The 22,871-nt window shown below is 38.3% G+C and carries 18 protein-coding genes; 12 read left to right on the forward strand and 6 right to left on the reverse strand.

Going from position 1 to position 22,871, the window contains the following annotated elements; genetic code table 11:
- Positions 1–24 precede the first annotated feature (24 nt).
- Positions 25–2,607 carry an EcoAI/FtnUII family type I restriction enzme subunit R gene (gene hsdR, locus PING_RS00810; RefSeq protein WP_011768577.1) on the forward strand — a complete coding sequence of 861 codons (2,583 nt, stop codon included), beginning with the start codon at positions 25–27 and terminating at the stop codon, positions 2,605–2,607.
- Positions 2,608–2,619: 12 nt separating this feature from the next.
- On the forward strand, positions 2,620–2,742 hold the full coding sequence (locus PING_RS21550) for a hypothetical protein (protein WP_269571554.1): 123 nt from the start codon (positions 2,620–2,622) through the stop codon (positions 2,740–2,742).
- Between the two features lie 68 nt (positions 2,743–2,810).
- On the opposite strand, the gene yrfG (PING_RS00815) is transcribed toward PING_RS21550, so the two are convergent.
- The 5 genes from yrfG (PING_RS00815) to PING_RS00835 all read right to left on the reverse strand — a co-directional run bounded on the left by yrfG (PING_RS00815) (position 2,811) and on the right by PING_RS00835 (position 10,374).
- A complete protein-coding gene (gene yrfG, locus PING_RS00815; RefSeq protein ID WP_011768578.1) occupies positions 2,811–3,482 on the reverse strand; it encodes a GMP/IMP nucleotidase in 672 nt (223 codons plus the stop codon).
- A gap of 78 nt (positions 3,483–3,560) precedes the next feature.
- A complete protein-coding gene (locus tag PING_RS00820) occupies positions 3,561–4,088 on the reverse strand; it encodes a hypothetical protein (protein WP_011768579.1) in 528 nt (175 codons plus the stop codon).
- Complete coding sequence (locus PING_RS00825) at positions 4,085–6,838, reverse strand: hypothetical protein (RefSeq protein WP_011768580.1); 2,754 nt, start codon at positions 6,836–6,838, stop codon at positions 4,085–4,087. Before PING_RS00825 ends, PING_RS00820 begins: the two co-directional genes overlap by 4 nt.
- A 1-nt stretch (position 6,839) precedes the next feature.
- Complete coding sequence (locus PING_RS00830; RefSeq protein ID WP_041765730.1) at positions 6,840–9,170, reverse strand: hypothetical protein; 2,331 nt, start codon at positions 9,168–9,170, stop codon at positions 6,840–6,842.
- Positions 9,151–10,374 carry a tyrosine-type recombinase/integrase gene (locus PING_RS00835; RefSeq protein WP_011768582.1) on the reverse strand — a complete coding sequence of 408 codons (1,224 nt, stop codon included), beginning with the start codon at positions 10,372–10,374 and terminating at the stop codon, positions 9,151–9,153. Before PING_RS00835 ends, PING_RS00830 begins: the two co-directional genes overlap by 20 nt.
- A 91-nt stretch (positions 10,375–10,465) precedes the next feature.
- Here PING_RS00835 and yrfG (PING_RS00840) point away from each other — a divergent pair, with 91 nt between their 5' ends.
- On the forward strand, positions 10,466–11,071 hold the full coding sequence (gene yrfG, locus PING_RS00840; RefSeq protein ID WP_011768583.1) for a GMP/IMP nucleotidase: 606 nt from the start codon (positions 10,466–10,468) through the stop codon (positions 11,069–11,071).
- A 383-nt stretch (positions 11,072–11,454) separates the two neighbouring features.
- Here the strand turns inward: yrfG (PING_RS00840) and PING_RS00845 are convergent, their stop codons facing one another.
- Positions 11,455–14,007, reverse strand: coding sequence for a penicillin-binding protein 1A (locus tag PING_RS00845; protein ID WP_041766762.1), 2,553 nt, complete (start codon positions 14,005–14,007; stop codon positions 11,455–11,457).
- A gap of 205 nt (positions 14,008–14,212) precedes the next feature.
- Between PING_RS00845 and PING_RS00850 the strand changes: the two genes are divergently transcribed.
- The 9 genes from PING_RS00850 to PING_RS00890 all read left to right on the forward strand — a co-directional run bounded on the left by PING_RS00850 (position 14,213) and on the right by PING_RS00890 (position 22,732).
- On the forward strand, positions 14,213–15,277 hold the full coding sequence (locus PING_RS00850; RefSeq protein ID WP_011768585.1) for a pilus assembly protein PilM: 1,065 nt from the start codon (positions 14,213–14,215) through the stop codon (positions 15,275–15,277).
- Entirely contained in the window at positions 15,270–15,827 is a 558-nt protein-coding gene (locus PING_RS00855) for a PilN domain-containing protein (RefSeq protein ID WP_011768586.1), read from the forward strand. The genes PING_RS00850 and PING_RS00855 overlap by 8 nt, the downstream gene beginning before the upstream one ends.
- On the forward strand, positions 15,827–16,399 hold the full coding sequence (locus tag PING_RS00860) for a type IV pilus inner membrane component PilO (protein WP_011768587.1): 573 nt from the start codon (positions 15,827–15,829) through the stop codon (positions 16,397–16,399). Before PING_RS00855 ends, PING_RS00860 begins: the two co-directional genes overlap by 1 nt.
- On the forward strand, positions 16,396–16,920 hold the full coding sequence (locus tag PING_RS00865) for a pilus assembly protein PilP (protein ID WP_011768588.1): 525 nt from the start codon (positions 16,396–16,398) through the stop codon (positions 16,918–16,920). The genes PING_RS00860 and PING_RS00865 overlap by 4 nt, the downstream gene beginning before the upstream one ends.
- A 27-nt stretch (positions 16,921–16,947) precedes the next feature.
- Positions 16,948–19,017 carry a type IV pilus secretin PilQ family protein gene (locus PING_RS00870; RefSeq protein ID WP_011768589.1) on the forward strand — a complete coding sequence of 690 codons (2,070 nt, stop codon included), beginning with the start codon at positions 16,948–16,950 and terminating at the stop codon, positions 19,015–19,017.
- Positions 19,018–19,187: 170 nt separating this feature from the next.
- A complete protein-coding gene (aroK, locus tag PING_RS00875) occupies positions 19,188–19,703 on the forward strand; it encodes a shikimate kinase AroK (protein WP_011768590.1) in 516 nt (171 codons plus the stop codon).
- On the forward strand, positions 19,703–20,773 hold the full coding sequence (gene aroB, locus PING_RS00880; RefSeq protein WP_011768591.1) for a 3-dehydroquinate synthase: 1,071 nt from the start codon (positions 19,703–19,705) through the stop codon (positions 20,771–20,773). The genes aroK and aroB overlap by 1 nt, the downstream gene beginning before the upstream one ends.
- 203 nt (positions 20,774–20,976) lie before the next feature.
- On the forward strand, positions 20,977–21,912 hold the full coding sequence (locus PING_RS00885) for an SPOR domain-containing protein (RefSeq protein ID WP_011768592.1): 936 nt from the start codon (positions 20,977–20,979) through the stop codon (positions 21,910–21,912).
- Complete coding sequence (locus PING_RS00890) at positions 21,905–22,732, forward strand: Dam family site-specific DNA-(adenine-N6)-methyltransferase (RefSeq protein WP_011768593.1); 828 nt, start codon at positions 21,905–21,907, stop codon at positions 22,730–22,732. The genes PING_RS00885 and PING_RS00890 overlap by 8 nt, the downstream gene beginning before the upstream one ends.
- The last annotated feature ends 139 nt before the right edge of the window (positions 22,733–22,871 follow it).

Consider the following 22,871-nt stretch of genomic DNA (forward strand, 5'->3'; position numbering starts at 1 on the left):
AATTTTATAACACAGGTAAGTGTCATGAATAGAAACGAATCTGAAACCCGCGCTGACTTAATCTCGCCAAAATTGGCCTTAGATGGCTGGGGAACCACTGAGCGCAGTATTATTCGCCGTGAGTTCGGCATTACCGCAGGCCGTATTTTAGGGGGTGGTAAACGAGCCTCAAGCCTGAGTAGTGATTATGTTTTAGAATTCCAAGGCCGAAAACTTGCCGCCGTTGAAGCTAAAAGAGAAAGCTTAAGTTATACAGAGGGTGTTCGCCAAGCGAAAGACTACGCTCAACGTTTACAATGCCGTTTTGCCTATGCCACCAACGGGCATGACATTTACCAAATAGATATGCTAACGGGTTTTGAGCAGTTAGTAGATAACTACCTAAGCCCAGCCGACATGTGGCGCTTGTGCTTCGAACCCGTCACTGGAAAAACAGAGCCTGACTATACTGCCACATGGCGGACACGTTTTGCACAAATACCCTTTGAATTTAAAGGTGACTGGCAACCTCGTTATTACCAAGAAAACGCCATTAACCAAGCATTAGAAGCCATAGCGTTAGGTAAAGACCGCATACTACTTGCTCTTGCTACAGGCACGGGTAAAACCTGTATTGCCTTTCAAACCGCATGGAAGTTATTTCACAGTCGTTGGAGTTTACAAGCGGCTAAAAACCCCAGTAATGCTAAAAAACGCCCTCGTATTTTATTTTTGGCTGACCGTAATATATTAACCAAACAAGCCTTTAATGACTTTGGTGCTTTTGGCGAAGATGCCGTGGTGCGTATTACCCCGAGTGAAATTAAAAAAGCCAAAGGTGTACCTAAAAACGCCAGTATCTTTATGGCTATTTTCCAAACCTTAATGACAGATTCGGCTAGCAACCCAACTAACGACAGTGATGAGGAAGAATTGCCGGAAGACGAAGACTACAGCCTACCTATAGTTACCGACACCAGTAATTGTAATTTCAGACAATACCCCGAAGACTTCTTCGATTTTATTATTATTGATGAATGTCACCGTGGCGGTGCCAATGACGAAAGCTCATGGCGCGATATTCTTAACTATTTTGCGCCTGCTGTGCAATTAGGTTTAACCGCGACACCAAAGCGTACTGACAATGTCGACAGCTATAAATACTTTGGTGAACCCGTTTACAGCTACACATTAAAAGAAGGGATCAACGACGGATTTTTAACGCCCTTTAAGGTGTATCCAATTGTCGGCACGATGGACGAATACCAATATACCCCGGGAGATGCGGTGACGTTTAAAGGCGAACCCGAAGCAGGCCGAGTATATAAAGAAGGTGACTTTAACCGCATCATCACTATGCCACAGCGCGAACAAAAACGTGTGCACTATTGGATGGATCACATCAACCCACATGATAAAACCATCGTATTTTGTGGCACACAAGAACACGCGGGCATGGTGCGTGATTATATTAATCAATACGCAGTGCAAAAGGGTTGGACAACCAACCCAACGTATTGTGTACGTATTACCGCTAACGATGGCGCGGCGGGTGAGAATGATTTAAGAACCTTCTGCGACAACGAAAAAACCATACCAACCATATTAACTACGTCGCGTAAGTTATCCACTGGCGTAGATGCTCGTAACGTACGTAACATCGTACTAATGCGGCCCTGTAATAACATGATTGAGTTTAAGCAGATTATTGGTCGTGGTACGCGACTGTACGACGGAAAATCATTTTTTACCGTGTATGATTTTGTAAAAGCACATCATAATTTTGCAGATCCAGAATGGGATGGTGAACCATTACCTCCTAAAGAAAAACCAGACGAACAACCTTGTGATATTTGTAATGTCAGCCCATGCATTTGCATCTGTGAGGTTTGTGGTTTTAACCCATGTAACTGTAAAGACGACACACCAAACGAACCCTGTGGCGAATGTAATCAATCTCCTTGCCAGTGTCTAACTGAGCCTTGTAATAACTGCGGTGATACACCTTGTAGCTGTAATACGGATGACGACGATGGGAATACGGGCAGACCAGATAAAATATTCATTACCCTAACCGACGGAAAAGTACGCCAAATACAACACATGAAAAGCGTATTGTTTATGGGTGCCGATGGTGAAATGCTCACCGCAAAACAATTTGTAGAACAACTGTTTGGTGACTTACCACGTTTTTTTGGTAACGAAGATGAATTACGCCAAATATGGAGCAATCCAAGCACACGCGAAAAGCTATTAACTGATTTGTATGAAGCGGGTTACGATGATGAAAAACTCGATAGCATGAAAGACATTATCGATGCCAAAGACAGCGACGTATATGACCTATTAGCCTTTGTAGCCTACGCAAAAGACACCCATACCCGTAAAGAACGTGTCGCAACGGCGAAACCGGGTATATCTAGTGAGTTCACCTACAAACAAGTCGAGTTTATCGAATTCATATTAGATAAATACATAGAAGACGGCGTACAAGAATTGGCAGCTAAAAAAATGCGCAGTTTGGTAGAACTTAAATACAACACCATAAGCGATGCCGCAGCAGAGTTTGGTTCACCGGCAGCAATACGTGACACGTTTATCGGCTTTCAGAAGCATTTGTATCAGTAGAAAAAGGCTGTAATGAAAACGGGTTTTAGAGAAGGGTATTATTTAAATATCAATGAAAAAGAAACACTGGCAATAAGAGATGCTCTGGTTGCAGTACTGAATGATATTAGCACCACCAGTGCCATACCAATTTAATATTGGACGGGGATAAGTTAATAATTTTAGAACCTTCAATAATAGAAAATGATTATGTAAAACTACTGCTATCTAATATCAGCCAGAATATGACGATAATCAGTAATAAATGGGTAGCCTTTTAGTTGTTCTTTTTGCAGGGGGGGGCGTTGAGAGTCTGGATTTGCAACTGCAAGGAGGTACTTAATACCGAAACTCTTAGCGCTGTCTAAAATGGTTAAACTATCATCTACAAATAAGGTGCTTTCACTATCAAAATTAAGATCAGCTTGTAGTTTCTTCCAAAGAGTTTGAGATTCTTTTGTTACACCATATTGATGAGTAGATATTAGGCGGTCAATATGGCTATCTAATGCGGTTTTTTCTACTTTCAGTGAGAGGCTATTAGGGTGTGCGTTAGTCACTAATACAACCTCTTTTTTAGCTGCTTTTAGTGCATCTAAAAATGGAATTGTATCAGGTCGTAATGATATTTTATCTTCAATTTCCCTCTTTAAGTCAGTAATAGGCAAACTTAGCTTTTCTTCCCAGTAATCTAGGCAGTACCATTCTATTTTCCCTGCTACATTATTGGTTTCATTTTTTAAATATGACTTTGCCTGAACCAGTGTAAGATTATGATATTCTGCGTAGCGCATAGGTAAGTGCTCACGCCAAAAAAATGAGTCAAAGTTAAGATCAAGCAATGTTCCATCCATGTCTAGCAACACTGTTTTAATGTTATTCCAATTTAATTCCATCTTTTATTCCATAGTCATTACAAGTAATTAATTATAAATTAAAATAAGCTTTTGAATATTAACTCTTTTCTTTTGTTACTATATCAACCCTAGCTTGCTCTTAACATCAAGTGACATGTTATCAAGAAGTCGCTGGTACACTCCATCTACAGTTTGAAGTTGAGTCTCTTCATGATTTTTCAATAGGTCTTTGTGTTCGTTAACTAAATCTTCTTTATTTCTACTCTGCAATCCATTTTTCACAGTTAGAATACGCTTTTCTTTAGCCTCTTCTAATTGCTTATTAAGTTGATTAAAAAATCTAAGTAATGATTCAGAGTAAGCAGTGGAGTGAAACAAGGGTTGAGCTGTCTTTCCTGTTGCTCGTGCCACTTCAGATTTTTTAATCTGATAGTTTGATTTTATAATGTATTGTGATTTTAGACCATGCTTTTTAATATAAGCCTTCTTTTTTTTATTTAGCAAGAGTAATGCATTGTAAGCATTAAGTGAGCTATTTTCGCTACTTACCCACTTGGGGATTTTCTCTTTTTCTACTTCCTCCAACGGCTCATTCGATAACTCATCTGCATCTAAAAATTGCTCTAGGTAACCATCATCCATCATTTCGCTCCATCTATAGTTTTTTGTGCAATATCTATGCTCTCTTGTAAGTGGTTGATGAACTTGTTGTACTTTTCGTCTTGGCTGTTATTTCGTAATTTTTTAATCTGTGAAATAGCTAATTGTAAAACAGGAAGGTGCTGTATTTTGATAAATGCAGGTAACTCAGGGTTACGACATGCGGCCACATCAATACTTGTGTAGACCACAATACCGATGTAATTTCCCTCAGTGATGTCTGCATTGATACACCCTAGGCATAACTTAGGGGATGCATTACGGCGTTGAGGGATCCCATTTTGCGAGCATTTAGCTCTTTCCTCTGTTCCAGATCTTAATAGGCATGTTACCCATGGATTTGGTTTTATAGAACCTATACGGTCGCTGATTTTTTGGGACATTTTAATGTAGTCTTCATTTGAAGCTATATTAGTTATATTAACGACTTTGTTCAAATAACTATCAAATCCACCGGTATAGTTTCGTTGGTCATCCTTGAGTGCAAGTAAGTGTTGACGGACAATATCGTTGATCACATTTCGTTGTGAAATTTCATACACGGCACTCATTTCTTTATCTCGTAGATATGCCATAAAAAAATCATCGTTTAAATGTTTAAAGTTAGCGCGTATAAACCTGCCAACATTACCACGGTAGCGACGTAATACCGCTTCAGCCCATATGTGGCGAAGTGCATGAGGGGTAGGATGAGTTGCACGTTGTAAAAATTCTTCTTTGATATGTTTTACTGTTGCTTGGTCCAGTGTAATTCCTGACTTGAGTGACATTTTAGTATCATCAGACAAGTATTTTTCCAGTAAAGCCCGCTCTTCTGTTTTAAGTGAACCTTCTCGGTAACCTTTAAGTTTTTTACCAAATGATTGTTGGTTGACTTGATTAGCCAAAAGGTAGCAAGGGAGTTCCTCACGCAATTGATCTCGTAAGCCCTGTAGTGCTTGAGTTTGGCTCTGTTGTAAGTTATGGTTTTTCGATAATTTCACTAGCTCGGATTGCTGATGATTCGAAAGTGTCGTGTCCTTTTGCAACACTATCAGTTTTTCTAATTCATCTAACTCTTCAAACAAGCTGTAATAATCAATAAAACCTTGCCAGATTCTACTGACCCGATTTGTAATAACCTTGTTAATCGAGGCCTTTTTCATTGCTGAATGCAAACAAGGCTTATTAATACCTGACTGATTTAATGTAGCTAATTGTGTCGCTAATAAATAGCCAGATAAAGTGATTTCACGGTTAAGAGGTGTATTTTTACTGGTTTTTGGTACTATCCATTTGACATGAAATTGATAGGGTGTGTAGGTGCTATCAAGAACATCTTTATTCACACTAATATGGATATTGTTGAGTGCGAAGCCAAATTCGGTGGCTCGCCACCCTGTTAATGCAACAAATAAGGTTACACCTGCTGATTCAACATTCATTAAAGCTCGTTCTAATTTTCTAACTCCGATAGTATGTGTAATTTTATTAAATCGTTGTAGCTTATCGCACATCGAATGGTGCTCTTTAAAGAAAGATACCACGCTATTGATATCAATTGGTGTAGTTTGAGTGACACTATCTACGATTCCATTAAAATCAGATTCAGACCACTGTGGTTTTAGCTTTGGATGCGTTGATCTTAATGATGCTATAAATTCCTTTATAATGTTTAAGCGTGATTTACCATTTTTACCATAGTAACGAGCAAATAACATTGATCTAACAAATTCTTGATTATCAAAACGGTTTTCTGGTAAACCTAATTTGACTATAATGCTATTAATAGTATCCAGTTTAAAGGCATTATTCTGTTGTATTACAGCATAATAATGCTTAAAAAAAAGGCAGTGTACAATCTCAACTATACCCTTTAGGGTTGGGAGAGATGTTTTTTTTATTTCCCTTCCTCTTATTTCATTACTAGGTATACCCATAAGAATTTCTGAGCATACTAGCTGAATAACATCGGTATATTTATACCCCATTTGCCTACTTACTTCAGTTGACATTTCACTCATGGTTAGCCGGCAAGCTGTCGCATAAGAAATCTGTTCTTCAAACGTTTGAGAGCAAAAATCAATATAATGACGGCCAGTGTCGAGACCGAGAAAATTAAATGACCCTCCTTTTTGATAATCAGAAAAAGTAATGCCTAATACATTTAAACATGAGTTGTTAATCGCATCTTTGTATTTATTATAATGTAACCGAGGTAATAGAGAGGGACAGCCATAAATTTTTAACGTTTGAAGCAAAAGTTTTATGTTTAAAAAGTGTAATCGAGTGCGATAAGCCGGTGGATAAAACCGTAAATTTAGTCCTTCCTGATTTAGGTTATAGCTTAGTAGGTATGTAAAAAAGTCCTCTAATTCACTTTCAGCAATATAGGTGATTTGTTTGTTTGCAAGGTAACTAAACAATAAAGATAATACATCTAAAATTTTTATTGACGATTGATAGGTTACTTTATCTTCGTGCTGAGATAGCCAGAGTAGCTTAGCAAACTCTTTTGTAGTTACACGTATTAAATCACTTTTAGAAGAAAGTGAAACTTCCCGTACAAACTCCGTGTAAGGGAGGTTGAAATGGTTGAAATTGATTGATATTTTTTTCTCTCGGTCGGTGAAAATCCATAGATCATCGGTAATAGTCACACTGTTAATCGGTGATAATTGCTGCAATAGATCATCTAGCATGTCCATAAAATTTTGATAGGCAGAAGTCTTAGCATGTAAATCAGTTTCTCTCATATTACATTCCTAAATGAGAAGTGAAATGGGGAGGAAGATGTGCGGCATATTTTAGATAAAGAGCCTTTCCCTTCTTCATGGATTCCATTGAAAATTTCTTTTCATGCAGTAATGTTGAAACATATTCAGCCATAGGTAGTACTGTAAATAATAAGAACTCAGGCGATTTCGATGCGAGTGACTTGTATTTTTTACTCACTTCTGCCTCGTAATGATAAAACTTCATCACTGTTTCAGGGGCATCAACTAAAAGTATCACATCAGCTAGTTCTGTATGATGGACCTTATTTGATTCTATAAACCCTAATTCATCTACGCGCCCACTCTTTTGTCCTGTTATTGTTTTAATCCGATTTAACAGATCGGTTTTGTGTGAATTTATTAACTCAGCAGCTTGCGTAAATTCACTATTATAAGACTGGATTTGTGCTTTAGATGGGCTGAACACATTAATATACATATCTTGCATTACAGCCCGTGTTACCCGCCCGCAGCTATTGAGCCATTGTAGGCTAGCCTCGGTCCGATAATTTTTTTGCTCAGTTTCATTAGAGTGAGAATTGTAGTTTTGCATCATTGTGGGGCTGAAAGAATCTGATCGAGCGTGAATAGCACTATTTTTAATTGCTGAAAGACCAAATATATTTTTATTACAGTAGGTCTCACACCTTTCCTGCCATTTCTCCCGGCTAGCCTCAGTAGTAGTACTAGATTTCCTACTTTGGTCAACACGGTATTTTTCATAATCGACACCGCTCCTTATAATAAGATTAAAAGCTTCAATAAAGACTGATGTTGTATTATGTTTTTGTAGCGCATGGTTTATGTCTAAATTGATGGTAGATGTTGCAAGCAACGAAATTAAAGGTGCTAATAATCCCTGTTGATATGTTGTCATACCGCCATCATTATATGATGTAGTTAAAGCACCTAAATCAATTTTCCTGTTCGCTGTATTGTCATTAATAAAACTCAATACAGCCTTCCCCATTGTGCTATTGGCTTTGATATCTTTTAGGTAATGCGTAGCTTGCGATCGGCCTTTAAAATAACTGCTAGATATATGTGTAATGATGCCATTCCTGCGTTTCAAAAAGTTAAAATCACTTAACTTTAGCTTTGCAATATCTGAAGGTTGAACACTTTGGTAGGCCATTAACCATTGAAATAGCAGATGCTCTGCCTTACAAACAGGCAAAATACCTTTTTTCTCGCTATGAGCATACTCTGAAATAGCATATAAAAATTGATGTGAGAACAGCCACGATTCAGTAATGCTAAAGCGATCCGTGTTTCGTTTGTCCTTATCTACTATAAACCTTTCAACGTATTGTTCTTTATGAAACCTAGCTAAGGAATCCCCAATAGAATTACTTTTACACCATGAATGAAGAATAATTTCAAATGCTATGCCTAAATATTTATTCTGGCAGGGGCTTTTTTTGTAAGTTTTTTGTAGGTAAGCCAATTGCTCAGTGATATGAGGGTAGATATAACAGAGCCAACGCTTACGTTTATCTTTAAATTCTTCAGCTGAAAAATCTGCTTTTTTGGGGGCTGGCATTGGAATCAGTATCTGATGAGTAGTTATATTATTCTCTTTAAAGAATTCGATTAGTGCGTATTTAGCCTGCTGTATACTGTAAAGTGCTACTTCAGCAGTAATACGGAGTGATAAACTTAATGCTTTCGGCGATGCCAATCTATTAAATAGCTCATTACCAATGCCTATATCATCTCTACGCAGCCAACTATGAAAAGAAAACCAGTCTGTTAGGGTATATGATTCTTGCTTCTCTGAGGGGGCTGCTTTTGTTTTATTAAGCACCCCAAGGTATTTATATTGTTCTGCACTTAATAGGTTAGAGAATGGCTCGTAGGCAATGCTAAAATAAATAAATTTTCTTATGCTTTTAAGACCGGTAGATTGAGGCTTTACTCCCATTTTTTTTACACGAAACTCTTCGTAATCTTTAAATATTCTAGTTCTGTTATTTTTGGTGATAGTTCTTTCATTGAGATATTCAATAAAACTTACTACAGTTCGACGGTATATAACGCGATTTGATATAGCCTCTCTGTCTGTGAAATATATAATATAAAAAGCAGTATAAAGAGCCGAAAAAATAAGTTTTTTATATTTACAATTTATATCACTTAACCTAACCGTTTTTGCGACGTTTTTCCTCATCGCGGGGATAGTGAATTGTGTGCTTTCTGGGATAAATAGAGGCCTAATGACACCTTGGTTATTATTCCACTCTGTAATAATTTGTTGGGACTTTATATCGTTTTCATCGGACCTAGTGGTGTCATCCATATCTGTAGTCATTTATTTCCTCGCTTGCTTCAAAGCTTTCTTTTATATGACAGCTACGAATATAGTTTTTTGTCGTTGTAGGGGCTGATTTACTCGACCCACTGTGTCCCAGTAGAGCCGCTACGGCAAGGTATACTTGAGATGTTGTAGTCACATTATCAATGGCGATATTCCACTGCTTTGAGAAAAAATAAAACTTATCAGTAGCAAAGCTATGTCTCAAAATATGATGAGTATGCCCTTTTTCTAGAAGCTGGCCATAAGCTGGTAACAATCCTTTTTCTTGGATTAACATTACTTTGTTACGCACAATGTTAAATATCTTAGTGGCTCGTGCGGCTGCGATAGGTTTGGCGCGTGTGGAATTGGAGTCGTTTAAGAAAAAACTATCACTATCGGATTCAGGGCGCTCCATTTCGTAATATTCTTTAAATCTCCTGAGTAAATCGCTGTGTATATATACTTTGCGAGAGCTTCCGCCGCTGTGTCGTTTTGCCTTTGAGAAACGCCCTTGCAAATAATATTCAAATTCGGATTTCTCTGGGTTATCTTCCATATCTTCAAACAGGGAAAGTAATCCTTTATGCGTTTTAGTTCCTATGCGGAAATCATTTAATAAGAAGCCTTGGTTTTCTTTAGATCGTAAACCGCATTCCCCTCCTGTACGTAATAATAATTCATCACGAATAGACTCTGTATTGTGATAAAGGATATTGCGTAATTCTGGCGTGAAATATTTAACACTAGTGCGTTTTTTGGTGTTGGAACGAGCTGTATTTCGAAGCGCAGGCCTAATGCGTAAGACTTTGGGATAAGGAATAATCCCTGTGTGATAGAGGTAATTATAGTATGAAGTTAATGCTTGAATACTCTGTTTTACAGATGCTTCGCCTAGGCTATTTTCCTCAATAAGGATGTTGTTAACATAGTTATTCAGCAATTCGCTAGGTAGGTTTTGATGGGTCTCTATAGAAACAAATTCACTCTGATTGGAATAGAACTCTAGCCAATGTAAAAACTGTTCTAGTCTATTTAAAATAGATGTGGATGTGGTTTTTTCAATTTGATTTTCAATAAGAATATTATTCTTATTTATCGCATAAACAATTAAATTTTTAGTTAAAAAATTAGAGAAAAAGCAAGGCAATACGATAGGGCTAAGATCGTCTTTAGTAAATAACTTGCAACCATGATGTATAGAACTAAAACTCAACATACAAAACCTATTTATTTTTCTTAGGTTAAAGAATAGTTGTAGAACATAATTAAGTCAATACGATTTTAACTATAAATATGTGGGGTAACTTTTGCTCGATTTACATTATGACAACCATTTCTGGATGGAGTATGTACCCAGTCAATATGCTAAGAAAGCGCATATTTCATTAGCACAAGCAGAGCATCATATGTCCGCGGAGTATGCAAAGGTTGCGGGAAGCTTAGATTGGTACTGTTATGATTATTGGAGTGCTACCCTAGGCTTAGATATCCATCAATTACAGTACCAAACAAAGCATAAAATTCAATTGCGCAGTGATACTCTGTGGTTTTTGGAATACCTGAAAAAGTTAAATAAACGGGTTATTATGTTAACCAATGCTCATCGTAGTGGCATAGCATTAAAGATGCAACAGTGTGAAATTACACATTACTTCGAAGCCATTGTTTCCAGTCATGATTATCAGATAGCGAAGGAAAACCGGACTTTTTGGCAAAAGGCTGCAGAGCAACATGGCGTCGATTTTAAGCAGTCTTTATTTATTGATGACAATGAAAAAATACTGCAGGTTGCACAGCAAGTTGGCGTTGCTTACTTACGCGGTATCAAAACGCCAGATAGCGAAAAACCTGCGCAAGAGATGCAATATTTTCAGAGTATTAACCTATTTTCTGAATTATTAATACAGGAATAACAGATAATACTACTACTATTGTTAAATTTTTCTCTCTGTTATCTTATCTAAAAAGGCCAGCACCGTTATACCCATGTTACTTCCAGATGCTTTGTCAGAGGCAAGCTCGGAGACCAGAGCAAGACGCAACATAATGATTATTCTCTTTTCGATTGGTGCAACGCAGCGCTGGCTTTCGAGCTTGCGCCCCGTAGGGCAAGGAAAATTGCGCTAATCTGCGTTGTTATAAAATCTCTATGTACAATAACGATACTTCAATTTTATGCCTAGCATTTCAGCACAATTTTCCTTGCTGACTTTGCATCTTGAAGTATCATGGGTATATACTGAAATGACTTAAAGATGCTGATTTCTGCATCTTTAAGTCAGTACTGGAATCTGTGCTAGAACAGTTCATCAACAGAAGTAGGGGCGTTGTAGGGTATATCCTGATTACCCTCTGTTTTGAAGACAGCCGTTCGATTCATATATTCAGTGGGGACAGAATCTGCTCTGAAATATTCAAACAATGTAGTGTGATCTGTCTCGTAAGTTAACAGTCCCGATTTTCGGTCGATACGTACGGTCGAAATCGTGGAGGGAGTGTCTACTGTTACCCGTGGGTTTGATAAAGCCGTTTCCTGCATAAATTCTATCCAGGCAGGTTGAGCTGTCCTTGCGCCATACTCACCCCCTGTGGCTTGATCTTTATCAAGATTATTGTTGTAGCTGGTTCTGCCTAAATCAAGATTGAAATCATCAAATCCAACCCATGATGTGGCTACAGTATTACCTGCAAAACCAGAAAACCAGGCATCTTTCGATCCGTTTGTGGTGCCTGTTTTTCCACCCATGTCATGGCGCTCCAAAGCCCGTCCAGCACGCCAGCCTGTACCATTCCAACCGCTATTATGTTGCCAGCTGCCTCCTCCCCAGATTGCTGTTTTTAATAATTCACGGGTTAAAAATGCATTTTCAGCGCTAATGACTGCCGATGCAATTTGATCTGCACTTACGGGTGAAATAGGGCAAATATTAGCGCTTTTGTCTAACTCTGTTTGTGTTGCGATAAATTGCTGGTTATCTCCCTGTTGCGCATAAAGCTCAGCACAATAAGAGCAAACAATTTTAGGATTAGCCTGATAAATAACGCTTCCATAAGCATCTTCAATACGCTCAATAATATAGGGCTCTATTTTAAAGCCTCCGTTGGCGATAATGGCATAACCTGTTGCGAGATTTAATGGCGAAATAGAGGCAGAGCCTAACGCTATGGTATTATTTTGGGGCAGATTCTCTCTCTCAAAACCATATTTTTCCAGCTGGTTGGTCACTTTTGTTAATCCGAGATCCTGTACCAGGCGAACGGAGACGACATTTTTAGATTGTCCGAGAGCTTGACGCAAGCGAATCGGGCCGGCATAAACCTCCGGCGAGTTTTTTGGTCTCCAGGCTGTACTTCCCGCCCATTCATTAATGGGGGCATCATTAACCAAAGTGGCTAACGTATAACCACTATCCAGTGCTGCAGAGTAGATAAATGGCTTGATATTGGAACCCACTTGACGCTGCGCTTGCGTCGCACGATTAAATTTACTCTGTTCAAAACTAAAACCACCAACCATAGAAGTAATAGCCCCATCCTGTGGATTAAGAGAAACAAATGCCGCGCTGACCGCGGGATATTGAGATAATTCTAATTTTTGTGCAATTTCACGAACCCATATTTGTTGGCCAACAGCAACAATGTCAGATGCTTTTTTAGGCTCTGTCCCTTGTCTGGAATTTGTGATGAAGGGTCTGGCCCATTTTAAACCATCCCAATCGATCTCTTGCAAGGCTCCCTGGCTATTTTTAGTGATCACTTTAATAGCCTGTTTGTTAACCTCGACAACTACTGCAGGCTGCAGATCGCCAGAGTCAGGTGTTTGGTTTAAACTTGAAACTATCGCCTTGGTACTCCAATTTTCTGCCGGCGCTTGCCATAACACTTTACTCGCACCGCGGTAACCATGACGTTTATCATAATCATGGAGGTTATTAAGTGTTGCTTTGTTAGCAGCTTGCTGGTCAATTTTATTGATCGTGGTATAAACATTAAAACCTTCGTTGTAACTGCGTTCGGATCCATATAGTTCAATTAACTTATTACGCGCTATTTCTGCAACATAATGGGCCGATAGTGTTATCTCAGCGCCATGGTATGTCGCTGTAATTGGGCTTGCTTTTGCAGTTTCGTATTGATCTTGAGTAATGTAGTTTTCGGATAACATACGGTATAAAACCACATTACGACGCATCTCTGCATTTTTAGGCGATGCGATCGGATTTAAATTCGAGGGTGCTTTTGGCAAGCCCGCCAGAAGGGCCATTTCTGCCAAAGTTAATTCTGAGACATTTTTGCCATAATAAACCTGAGCAGCTGCGCCAATACCATATGCTCGTTGTCCCAAAGCTATTTTATTCAAATAGAGCATCATAATTTCATCTTTAGTTAATATTTGTTCGAGCTGAACGGCAATAAAAACCTCTTTAATTTTACGGATGAATGTTTTGTCACGGGTTAAAAAGAAGTTACGTGCGACCTGCTGAGTAATAGTGCTGGCACCTTGCGTTGCTGAACCCGTTGAAGCCCATACAGTGGCTGCACGGATAATACCAATTGGATCGATCCCAAAATGTTGGTAAAAGCGACTGTCTTCTATCGCTATAAAAGCATTAGTAAGCATCTCTGGAATATCCTCTTTGGTGAGAGGAATACGGCGTTTTTCTCCAAACTGAGAAAGTAGTTCACCATCAATACTGTAAACTTTCATTGGCACCTGTAACTGAATCTCGGTAATAGTGGCAACATCAGGTAAATCAGATTTTACGTGATAATAAATTGCGACTATGGCTCCAATACCCATTAAGCCTGTGAAAATTGAAAATAATACCAAACGTTTAATCCATTGCATCATTTATACGTACCTTAGAATTTGTTGCCATTAATTGATTTAAATTGTTACTCGTTCGCAATAGATATCAGTATATAGTGATATTTGTGTAGTTAAAGAGGGAATTGTGACTTCACACCTTGGCACTTACTGATTTTAGAATTAATATCAGTCTAAACAACTAGTATTATTATCAACAGATTAAATTTATTTTAACAGGAATTTTATGTTTAAAGGTCTAAAAAAATCCAATCCAAGTGCTTTGATTGGGATTGACTTCGGTTCAAGTGCAATTAAAGCAATCGCACTGTCTAAGAGAAAGGGCACGTTTCAAATAGATGCGGTTGCTGAAATAGCGGTTGAAAAAGGTGTTATTGTTGATCATCGCTTTGAAAATATAGCCAAATTGACTGAAATTATTAAACAATTATGCAAAAAATTTCCCGCGTCATACCAAAATGTTGCAATTGCTGTTAGCGGTGCAGATGTTATTACCAAAGTTATCCCAATGAATACTAATTTAAATGATCAGTCTTTGGAATATCAAGTTGAAATTGAAGCCGAAAATAGTATTCCCTTCCCCTTAGATGAAATTTTTTTGGATTTTGAAATTATTCGTATCAATGCAAATAATCCGGACTTAAAAGATGTTTTAGTGAGTGCTGCGCGAAAAGATACTGTATTATCGCAAGTGCATTGTATTGAGGAAGCCGGATTACAGGTGAAAATTGTTGATATTGCAAGCCATACACTGGCACGCGCTTGTAATTTGCTCTTTTCAAGTGACGATTTCGAGAAAGGTATTGCGGTTGTTGATATTGGTGCATCAGAAATGACTTTAAACATATTGCATCAAGGCCAAGTTATATTTTCACGGACTAAAAATCATGGCGGGGCTGTCTGCACACAGATGATAGCTGATCGTTATGGTTTAAAGCTGGATGAAGCAGAAAAAATTAAAATTGAGCGTGAATGGCCGATCGATTGTGATATTGATGTCCTCGCACCCTTTATTACCATGACAGTGAATCATTTACGTTTTGATCTGCGCATGTTTACCAACGCACCCAAGAATATCGGCGTTGCGAAAATTATGCTGACTGGCGGGTGTCAATTACTGCCTGGATTAGCAGTTCAAATACAAGAGCAGCTCGACTTTGAGACTGAAATTGCCAATCCATTTCTCGAGTTTGAGTACAAAAATCCATCAGATAAAAGTTTGCTTCATCAGTTTTCCACCAAGTATATGATGGCCTTAGGGTTAGCATTAAGAGGGCAGGGTAATGTCTAATATTAATTTATTGCCATGGCGGGATGAGCTTAAAAAGAAAAAGAAAAAAATGTTTTTGATTTTTTTAGGTTTAAGTTCTATTTTGATCCTGGGAGTGTCTTATTTAGGGAAGTTATATGTTGATGCCTTAATTGGCGCACAAAACCAGCGTAATGAATACTTGCAGGTCCAAAATACCATCCTGGACAGGCGCATTGCAGATGTGCGTCAAATCAAAAAAGAAAAGGAGGAGCTTGAACGCCGTATTCTTCTCATTCAAAAATTAGAAGAGAAGCGCAATTATGCAACGCATCTCTTTAATATCTTGCCGCAAGTTGTCCCAACAGGTATTTATTTGAATAGTATCACATTTGCCAACGAACAAGTTGATGTTAGGGGGATGAGTGAGTCGAATAATCGCCTTGCTGAAATGACCCGAAATATTGATAATTCTGGTTGGTTGGGAGAAGCTTATATTAGCTCTATCATTTCTGGACCGACCGAACCTATAAAACTAAGTCAGTTCGTAATGAAATTTGTTGTCATTCCTGAAAGAAAAGGGGGAGAGTGATGGATTTAAATGACTTAGATTTTGAAACTGTAGGCAGTTGGCCGGCGCTACACAGAGTGGTATTTATTGCGTGTGTCTGTGCTGTATTAAGTGGTGTTTTTTTTTATTTTATCACTATGCCACAGATAAATAATCTAGCAAAGGTTGAAGAAAAAGAAATTGCTTTAAAAAACGAGTTTAAGACAAAGGCTGCATTATCTTCTCATTTAGAAGAGTACCGCACGCAAATGGTCGATATTAGGCTTGTTTTCAAGGGTCTGCTTAACAGGCTGCCGAGTAGTGCAGAGGTAGCTAGTTTACTTGATGATATTAGTTTTGTTGGTGCCGATAATGGTCTGCAATTTAAAAGCATTAACTGGGGAATTAAAACAGAAGGGGAGCTTTCTACTGAAGTGCCTATTAGTATTCAAGTTATTGGTCGTTATCAAGATCTCGGGAATTTTGCCGCAGATATTGCAGCGTTGCCGCGCATCGTCATTTTGGATAATCTAACATTGACGAAAGGTGAACAAGGTTTAATGACTTTAAATGTAATTGCTAAAACATATCGTTATAAGGAGAGTCAAAAATGAGGTTTTTTATCATTTTACTCATGACCTTTCCTTTATTCTCATGCGTGGATGCCGATATTGATGATTTAACTCGCTTTGTTGCTGAAACTAAAACAAAAAATTATCCGCTCGATGATAAAGTTCCTACTTTTAAGCAAATTAATCCCTTAACTTTTACGCAAGCAACTGGTCGTAATCCTTTTAGCGAACCTACGGCTGAAGAAGTTGCGATTGCTGTCATTAATGCACCTAAAAGCTGTCCTCAGCCTAATTTGAATCGCAAAAAACAAGCTCTGGAGATGTATTCGCTTGATAACTTAACTATGCGAGGAACGGTAATGGTCGATCAGGTACTCTGGGGACTGGTGCAGGTAACGGGAGGCGAGTTATACAAAATTAAACCCGGCTATTACTTGGGATTGAACCACGGTAAAGTCGTCAACATAGCAAAAGATAAAATTGATTTATTAGAGTTAGCCGTGGATCGGGATGGTTGCTGGCAAGAACGGATAACAAAAATAATGTTAAGCTCGTCCGAATAATCTTAAAACAGGGATGGAATAAGCGCCATGAACACATCATATTTAAAAACATTATTTAATATTTTTCCGCTGGTATTCTTGCTTTATTCCCCTATTGGATCGGCTGAATCACAACTTGGTAAGCTCGATATTAATCCTCTAGTGGACGGTAAATTTGAATTGAGGTTTGGATTCAACGAATCTATTAGTGGCTACCAAGATAAATTATATTATCGCCCGAACAAGTTAGTTATTGATATTAAAGACGCGAGTTCCGTTTTAGCGCTAAACCCGATTAAAATTGAAAAAGGGGGGATTAATAATGTTGCAACCAAGAGGACAGAAGAGGGGTTGCGTTTAACTATTACCCTTGACACTTTAATGCCCTATCGTGTTGTACAGGAAAATAGTCTTCTTTTTGTGCGTTTTGGTCATACCGGGGCTGATATCGCCGGGAGCGATAAACAGGAGCTTGCTCTGGCGTCCGCAGTTGTGCAAAATTCTGGCAGCCAAACAACAAAAACTGCAACGGAAAAGGTTAATGCATCAGCTCTATCCTCCAATCAGACAACCCCTAAGGGTTACGTTAACAGTATTCATTCACTTGACTTTAAGCGTGGCTTAGAGGGACAAGGCAAATTATTAGTGTACCTTGATAACTCCAGTATAGCTGTCGACATTCGTCGTCGTAATAATCAGTTGATCGCTGAATTTCAGAGTACTTATATACCCGACGAATTATTATATATTATGGACGTTGTTGATTTTGCGACTGCAGTAGAAAAAGTGGAAACCTTTAAAGAAGATGGGAAAACGCGCCTTATTTTTGATATTAAAGATCAATACAACTATCGTTATGACCAGTTAGATACCCTGTTTATGATTGAAATCTCTGAAAAACTTCAAGATCAAAAAGAAAGTGCCTATCAGGGAAAAGCCATCTCTTTAAACTTTCAGGATATCCCGGTGCGCACTGTGTTGCAGTTGATAGCGGATTTTAATGGTTTTAATTTAGTCATTACTGATTCCGTCAGTGGGAATATAACCTTGCGGCTTGATGATGTGCCCTGGGAACAGGCCCTGGACATTATTTTAAAAGTTAAAGGACTTGGCAAGAGTCTGGACGGTAACGTATTAATGATTGCTCCTGCTGTCGAGTTAGCCGCAAAAAAACGCGAGCAGTTAGAATCAGAAAATGCTGTGGCTAATTTAGCGCCTCTGTATTCTGAATTTATCCAAGTCAATTATGCTAAAGTAGCTGATATCTCTGCTATGTTATCGAGTGATAAAACCAGCTTATTGTCTGAACGTGGTGCTGTTAGTGTTGATAACCGTACTAATACCTTGTTAGTAAAAGATACTGCAGCTGTGATTGATGCGGTGAAAAAGATGATTCAAATATTGGATATACCGGTTCGCCAGGTGGTGATAGAAGCGCGTATGGTCACTGTTGATGACTCGGTGAGTGAAGAGTTAGGTGTCAAATGGGGTATGACGTCAACAAGTAGTAGTACGGTTGATAGTTTAAATGTTAATCTTCCTGCTACCGATGCTGCTGGTACTATTGCCTTTAAGCTCGCGAAATTTTCTAATGGTGATATCTTAGATTTAGAGCTTTCTGCATTGGAAAGCGAGAATAAAGCTGAAATTATTGCCAGTCCGCGGATCACCACGGCGAATCAGCAAACCGCCTATATCGAACAGGGTACAGAGATTCCTTATGTCGAGTCCGCTTCATCCGGAGCAACCTCCGTGGCTTTCAAAAAAGCAGTATTAAGTCTTACGGTGACACCACAAATTACACCCGATAACAAGGTGATCTTAGATTTGGAGATCACCCAAGATACCGTGGGTGAGACAGTTTCAGCCGGTACTGGTGAAGCTGTTGCTATTGATACGCAGAAAATTGGTACTCAGGTCTTAGTTGGTAACGGCGAAACATTGGTTTTAGGGGGTATTTATCAACAACGGAACTCAATAGCTGTGAGTAAAGTGCCTCTTCTGGGAGATATCCCTTATTTAGGTGCCTTATTTAGATCGACTAATGAGGAAAACACTAAGTCCGAGTTGTTGATTTTTGTCACACCAAGAATAGTCATGCAAACTAAATTCCGATAAAACGCCTTTCCCAACTGTTTTTGAGCAGCAATTTATAAGCCTGAAGGTAATCTTTGGGCTTATTTTACTTATGGGCTTGCAATGGCTTATTAACAATTGCGATAATATACAACACTTCTCTTTTTCTAAAGGGTGTTCCCAGTAATTAATCACTTGAGTAATAATTCAACATGGCAGAACAACGTAATATTTTCTTAATTGGCCCAATGGGCGCCGGCAAAAGCACAATTGGTCGTCATTTAGCACAAATGTTACACCTTGATTTTCTTGATTCTGATGCAGAGATTGAGAAAAAAACGGGTGCAGACATTGCGTGGGTTTTTGATGTAGAGGGCGAAGAGGGTTTCCGTAATCGCGAACAAAGCATGATTGATGAGCTGACACAAAAGCATGGTATCGTTTTAGCAACAGGTGGCGGAGCACTTATTCGCCCTGAAAATAGGATACATTTGTCGGCACGAGGTATTGTTGTTTACTTAAAAACCAGTGTAAATAAACAGTTAGCCCGGACATTAAAAGATAAACGCCGTCCCTTATTACAAACAGATGATCCACGAACGGTATTAGAAGCATTAGCTGAAAAACGTAATGAGTTTTATGATGAAGTAGCTGATTATACGATGGAAACAGATGAGCAAAGCGCGAAGGTTGTCGCTAGTCAAATCATTGCATTATTGGATTTCTAATGGAAAAAATAGTTGTAGCGCTGGGTAAGCGTAGTTATCCGATATCAATTGGTGAAGGTTTATTAACTCATGCTGAGTTATTCAAATCGGCAATCAAGGGCAAAAGGGTCATGATTGTCAGCAATGAAATCGTTGCGCCTTTGTATTTAGCTTGTTGTAAAGAGACTTTAATTGATTTTCAAATTGATGAAATTATTTTACCCGATGGTGAAAAGTTCAAAAATTTACATACTTTTGAAATCATTTTAACTGCTTTGCTGTCTAATAAACACGCACGTGATACGACTATTATTGCGCTGGGTGGTGGGGTTATCGGTGATATGGCTGGTTTTGCTGCCGCTTGTTATCAGCGAGGAGTACCCTTTATCCAAGTGCCAACAACCGTTTTATCACAAGTTGATTCTTCCGTTGGTGGAAAAACCGCGGTTAATCATCCTCTGGGTAAGAATATGATTGGCGCGTTTTATCAACCTCAGTCAGTTATTATTGATATAGATTGCCTTAAAACATTACCTGCACGTGAATTTTCAGCGGGAATGGCCGAAGTCATTAAATACGGCATTCTTTATGATCAGGCATTTTTTATCTGGCTTGAAGAAAATGTTACCGCGATTAAAACCTTACAACCCGCTGCTATTACCTATATGATTAAACGTTGCTGCGAAATTAAAGCTGAAATTGTCTCTCTGGATGAAAAAGAGGGTGGTATTCGCGCATTGTTGAATCTTGGACATACCTTTGGTCATGCGATAGAGGCTGAGCAAGGTTATGGTAATTGGCTGCATGGTGAAGCTGTTGCCTCAGGTATGGTACTGGCTGCAAAAACTGCTTTAAACCTTGGCCTCATTGAATCTGCACAAATTGAGCAAATTATATTATTAATTAAACAGTTTGATCTGCCCGTTAATGCACCAGAAAATATGCATTACGATCAGTTTTTCGATCATATGCAACTCGACAAAAAAGTATTAGATGGCAAGTTACGTTTGATTTTACCAACCTCGATCGGTCGCTGTGAAATATTTGATAATGTGAGTGAAACAGTTCTTCGCAGTGTTATAGAGTCTTAAATTGACGATGCTGAGTCTAATATAATCAGTTGGGTGAAAAGAATAAAAATCATATTTTATGAAATGTAGCAGCGAATAGGCTGATCTCTTTTTTTAGTAGATTATTTTTATTGATAGCTAGTGTGTAAAACACAGTCTTAATAAGAATCATATTATAAAACAATACGTTATCTATTAATAGAGTCATTTAATGAGCAGAAAATATGAGTACTAATTCTGGATATGATAAACAACCTTCATGGGTTAAAGAAAATTTATCTCAACTCTTATTATTACTTGCAATGTTGATGGTTGTTGTAAGTTTTACTGTTTATCTTTTTTCCAGTTCATTAAGCGAATTGATCGATCCAGTTGATCCCGATGCAGCACAAAAAAGGGTTGTGAATAAAGCACCCGAGACAGTCATTACTGAAAATTGGTATAAGGATCAGCAGGGTCCGATAGAAAATACGACGTACAAAGTTGGCGCTAGTGACCTTAGTGATCAGCGGGTGGTTATTTCTAAGGAGGAACTGATTGGCTTAGAACAACGTTATCGTATTGATCTTGTGGATATAGAAAAAGAGCCATTGCTGGATAAAATTGAAAATCAACAGCCTGCTGAAAATCAACTACCAACGGAAAGTCAACTACCAACAGAAAGTCAAAATCAACAGCCTACTAAAATGAGACCGGGCAATAATGATCAGCCAAACAGATCAATTATAAAGATGGATGATTCATCTGATTCGCAAATTGACGTTGTTAACGGAGAGGCCGAATTATTTTCATCGCTAGAAAAAAGTGATCATTTTCTAAAAGATGCCGGGCAATTCAATGAGCTTAATTTAATATTGAGGCCGGTAGAGAGTCTGCTTGCTAAGTCACCCTCTTTATTTACTCTAAGATTAGCTGATATGCCAACGAGGGAAAAACTGCAGGCCTTTGTAGTGCTACATGATCTGCTTAAAGAAAATATTTATGTTTACCGGAGCATTAGAAATAATAAACCTTGGTATGTTGTTCTGCTTGGCGAATATAGCAGTTTTAGCGCCGCAAAAATTGCCCAGCAAGATTTACCCGATGCTTCATCTGAGTTGAGATCACAAGTGTTCACCTACAAAGAGATCCAGCAGGATTTACAATTAAAAAATGACTAAAAAAAATCGTGCATTCCTAAAATGGGCAGGTGGTAAATTTACACTCACTGAACAAATCAACCAACGTTTGCCTGAAGGTAGACGTCTTATCGAACCCTTTGTCGGAGCGGGCTCTGTCTTCCTAAACAGTAACTTTGATGAATACCTGCTTAATGATATTAATCCTGATTTGATCGAGATGTATAAGATCGTCAAACGTAAACCGAAACAGTTTATCTGTGACGCCAAATACTATTTCCAGGATGCATTTAATAACGAGGCTATCTATTATCAACTGCGTAGTGAATTTAACAACTGCAAAGATGTTTATAAACGTTCATTATTATTCCTTTATCTGAATCGTTTTGGTTATAACGGGTTATGTCGTTATAATAAAAGTGGTGGTTTTAATGTGCCATTTGGACGCTATAAAAAGCCTTATTTTCCAGAAAAAGAGCTGCTTATTTTTTCTGAAAAATCTAAAAAAGCGACTTTTACCTGTAAACCCTATCAGAAATTATTTCAGTATTTACGTGATGATGATGTCTTATATTGCGATCCCCCCTATGTGGCGCTGAGTAAAAGTGCATCATTTACCAGCTATGCAAGTGATGGTTTTAGCTTGGATGATCAAGCTAATCTTGCCAAACTTGCGCGTGAGTCAAAGTGTAGCGTTTTAGTGAGTAACCACGACACTATTTTAACTCAGGAGCTCTATCGGGATGCTTTCTGCGACAAGATACAGGTCTCTCGAACCATCAGTAGTAAATCATCAACCCGTCAACCTGTGGGGGAGTTATTCGCACTGTTTGATGCACAACTTTCTACCCGCGTAAAATAAAAAATTGCTATTTAACAGTTGTTTCCGTTTTAACTATTTAAATTACAATGTGTTATAAAAAAATGACAATAAGTGTGATCTGAATATTTACAAGCTGTTAGGCATAAGTAAGAAAACTAACAACAATCATCTTGAATAG

The organism is Psychromonas ingrahamii 37 (assembly GCF_000015285.1).
Classification (GTDB): domain Bacteria; phylum Pseudomonadota; class Gammaproteobacteria; order Enterobacterales; family Psychromonadaceae; genus Psychromonas; species Psychromonas ingrahamii.

Excerpts from the sequence above, each read along its gene's own strand:
- PING_RS00885 (WP_011768592.1), top strand. The coding sequence starts at position 20,977 with ATGAGTACTAATTCTGGATATGATAAACAACCTTCATGGGTTAAAGAA.
- PING_RS00850 (WP_011768585.1), top strand. The coding sequence starts at position 14,213 with ATGTTTAAAGGTCTAAAAAAATCCAATCCAAGTGCTTTGATTGGGATT.
- hsdR (WP_011768577.1), top strand. The coding sequence starts at position 25 with ATGAATAGAAACGAATCTGAAACCCGCGCTGACTTAATCTCGCCAAAA.
- PING_RS00865 (WP_011768588.1), top strand. The coding sequence starts at position 16,396 with ATGAGGTTTTTTATCATTTTACTCATGACCTTTCCTTTATTCTCATGC.
- PING_RS00855 (WP_011768586.1), top strand. The coding sequence starts at position 15,270 with ATGTCTAATATTAATTTATTGCCATGGCGGGATGAGCTTAAAAAGAAA.
- PING_RS00830 (WP_041765730.1), bottom strand. The coding sequence starts at position 9,170 with ATGACTACAGATATGGATGACACCACTAGGTCCGATGAAAACGATATA.
- PING_RS00870 (WP_011768589.1), top strand. The coding sequence starts at position 16,948 with ATGAACACATCATATTTAAAAACATTATTTAATATTTTTCCGCTGGTA.
- aroB (WP_011768591.1), top strand. The coding sequence starts at position 19,703 with ATGGAAAAAATAGTTGTAGCGCTGGGTAAGCGTAGTTATCCGATATCA.
- PING_RS00825 (WP_011768580.1), bottom strand. The coding sequence starts at position 6,838 with ATGAGAGAAACTGATTTACATGCTAAGACTTCTGCCTATCAAAATTTT.
- PING_RS21550 (WP_269571554.1), top strand. The coding sequence starts at position 2,620 with ATGAAAACGGGTTTTAGAGAAGGGTATTATTTAAATATCAATGAAAAA.
- yrfG (WP_011768578.1), bottom strand. The coding sequence starts at position 3,482 with ATGGAATTAAATTGGAATAACATTAAAACAGTGTTGCTAGACATGGAT.
- PING_RS00860 (WP_011768587.1), top strand. The coding sequence starts at position 15,827 with ATGGATTTAAATGACTTAGATTTTGAAACTGTAGGCAGTTGGCCGGCG.
- PING_RS00890 (WP_011768593.1), top strand. The coding sequence starts at position 21,905 with ATGACTAAAAAAAATCGTGCATTCCTAAAATGGGCAGGTGGTAAATTT.
- PING_RS00835 (WP_011768582.1), bottom strand. The coding sequence starts at position 10,374 with ATGTTGAGTTTTAGTTCTATACATCATGGTTGCAAGTTATTTACTAAA.
- PING_RS00820 (WP_011768579.1), bottom strand. The coding sequence starts at position 4,088 with ATGATGGATGATGGTTACCTAGAGCAATTTTTAGATGCAGATGAGTTA.
- aroK (WP_011768590.1), top strand. The coding sequence starts at position 19,188 with ATGGCAGAACAACGTAATATTTTCTTAATTGGCCCAATGGGCGCCGGC.
- PING_RS00845 (WP_041766762.1), bottom strand. The coding sequence starts at position 14,007 with ATGCAATGGATTAAACGTTTGGTATTATTTTCAATTTTCACAGGCTTA.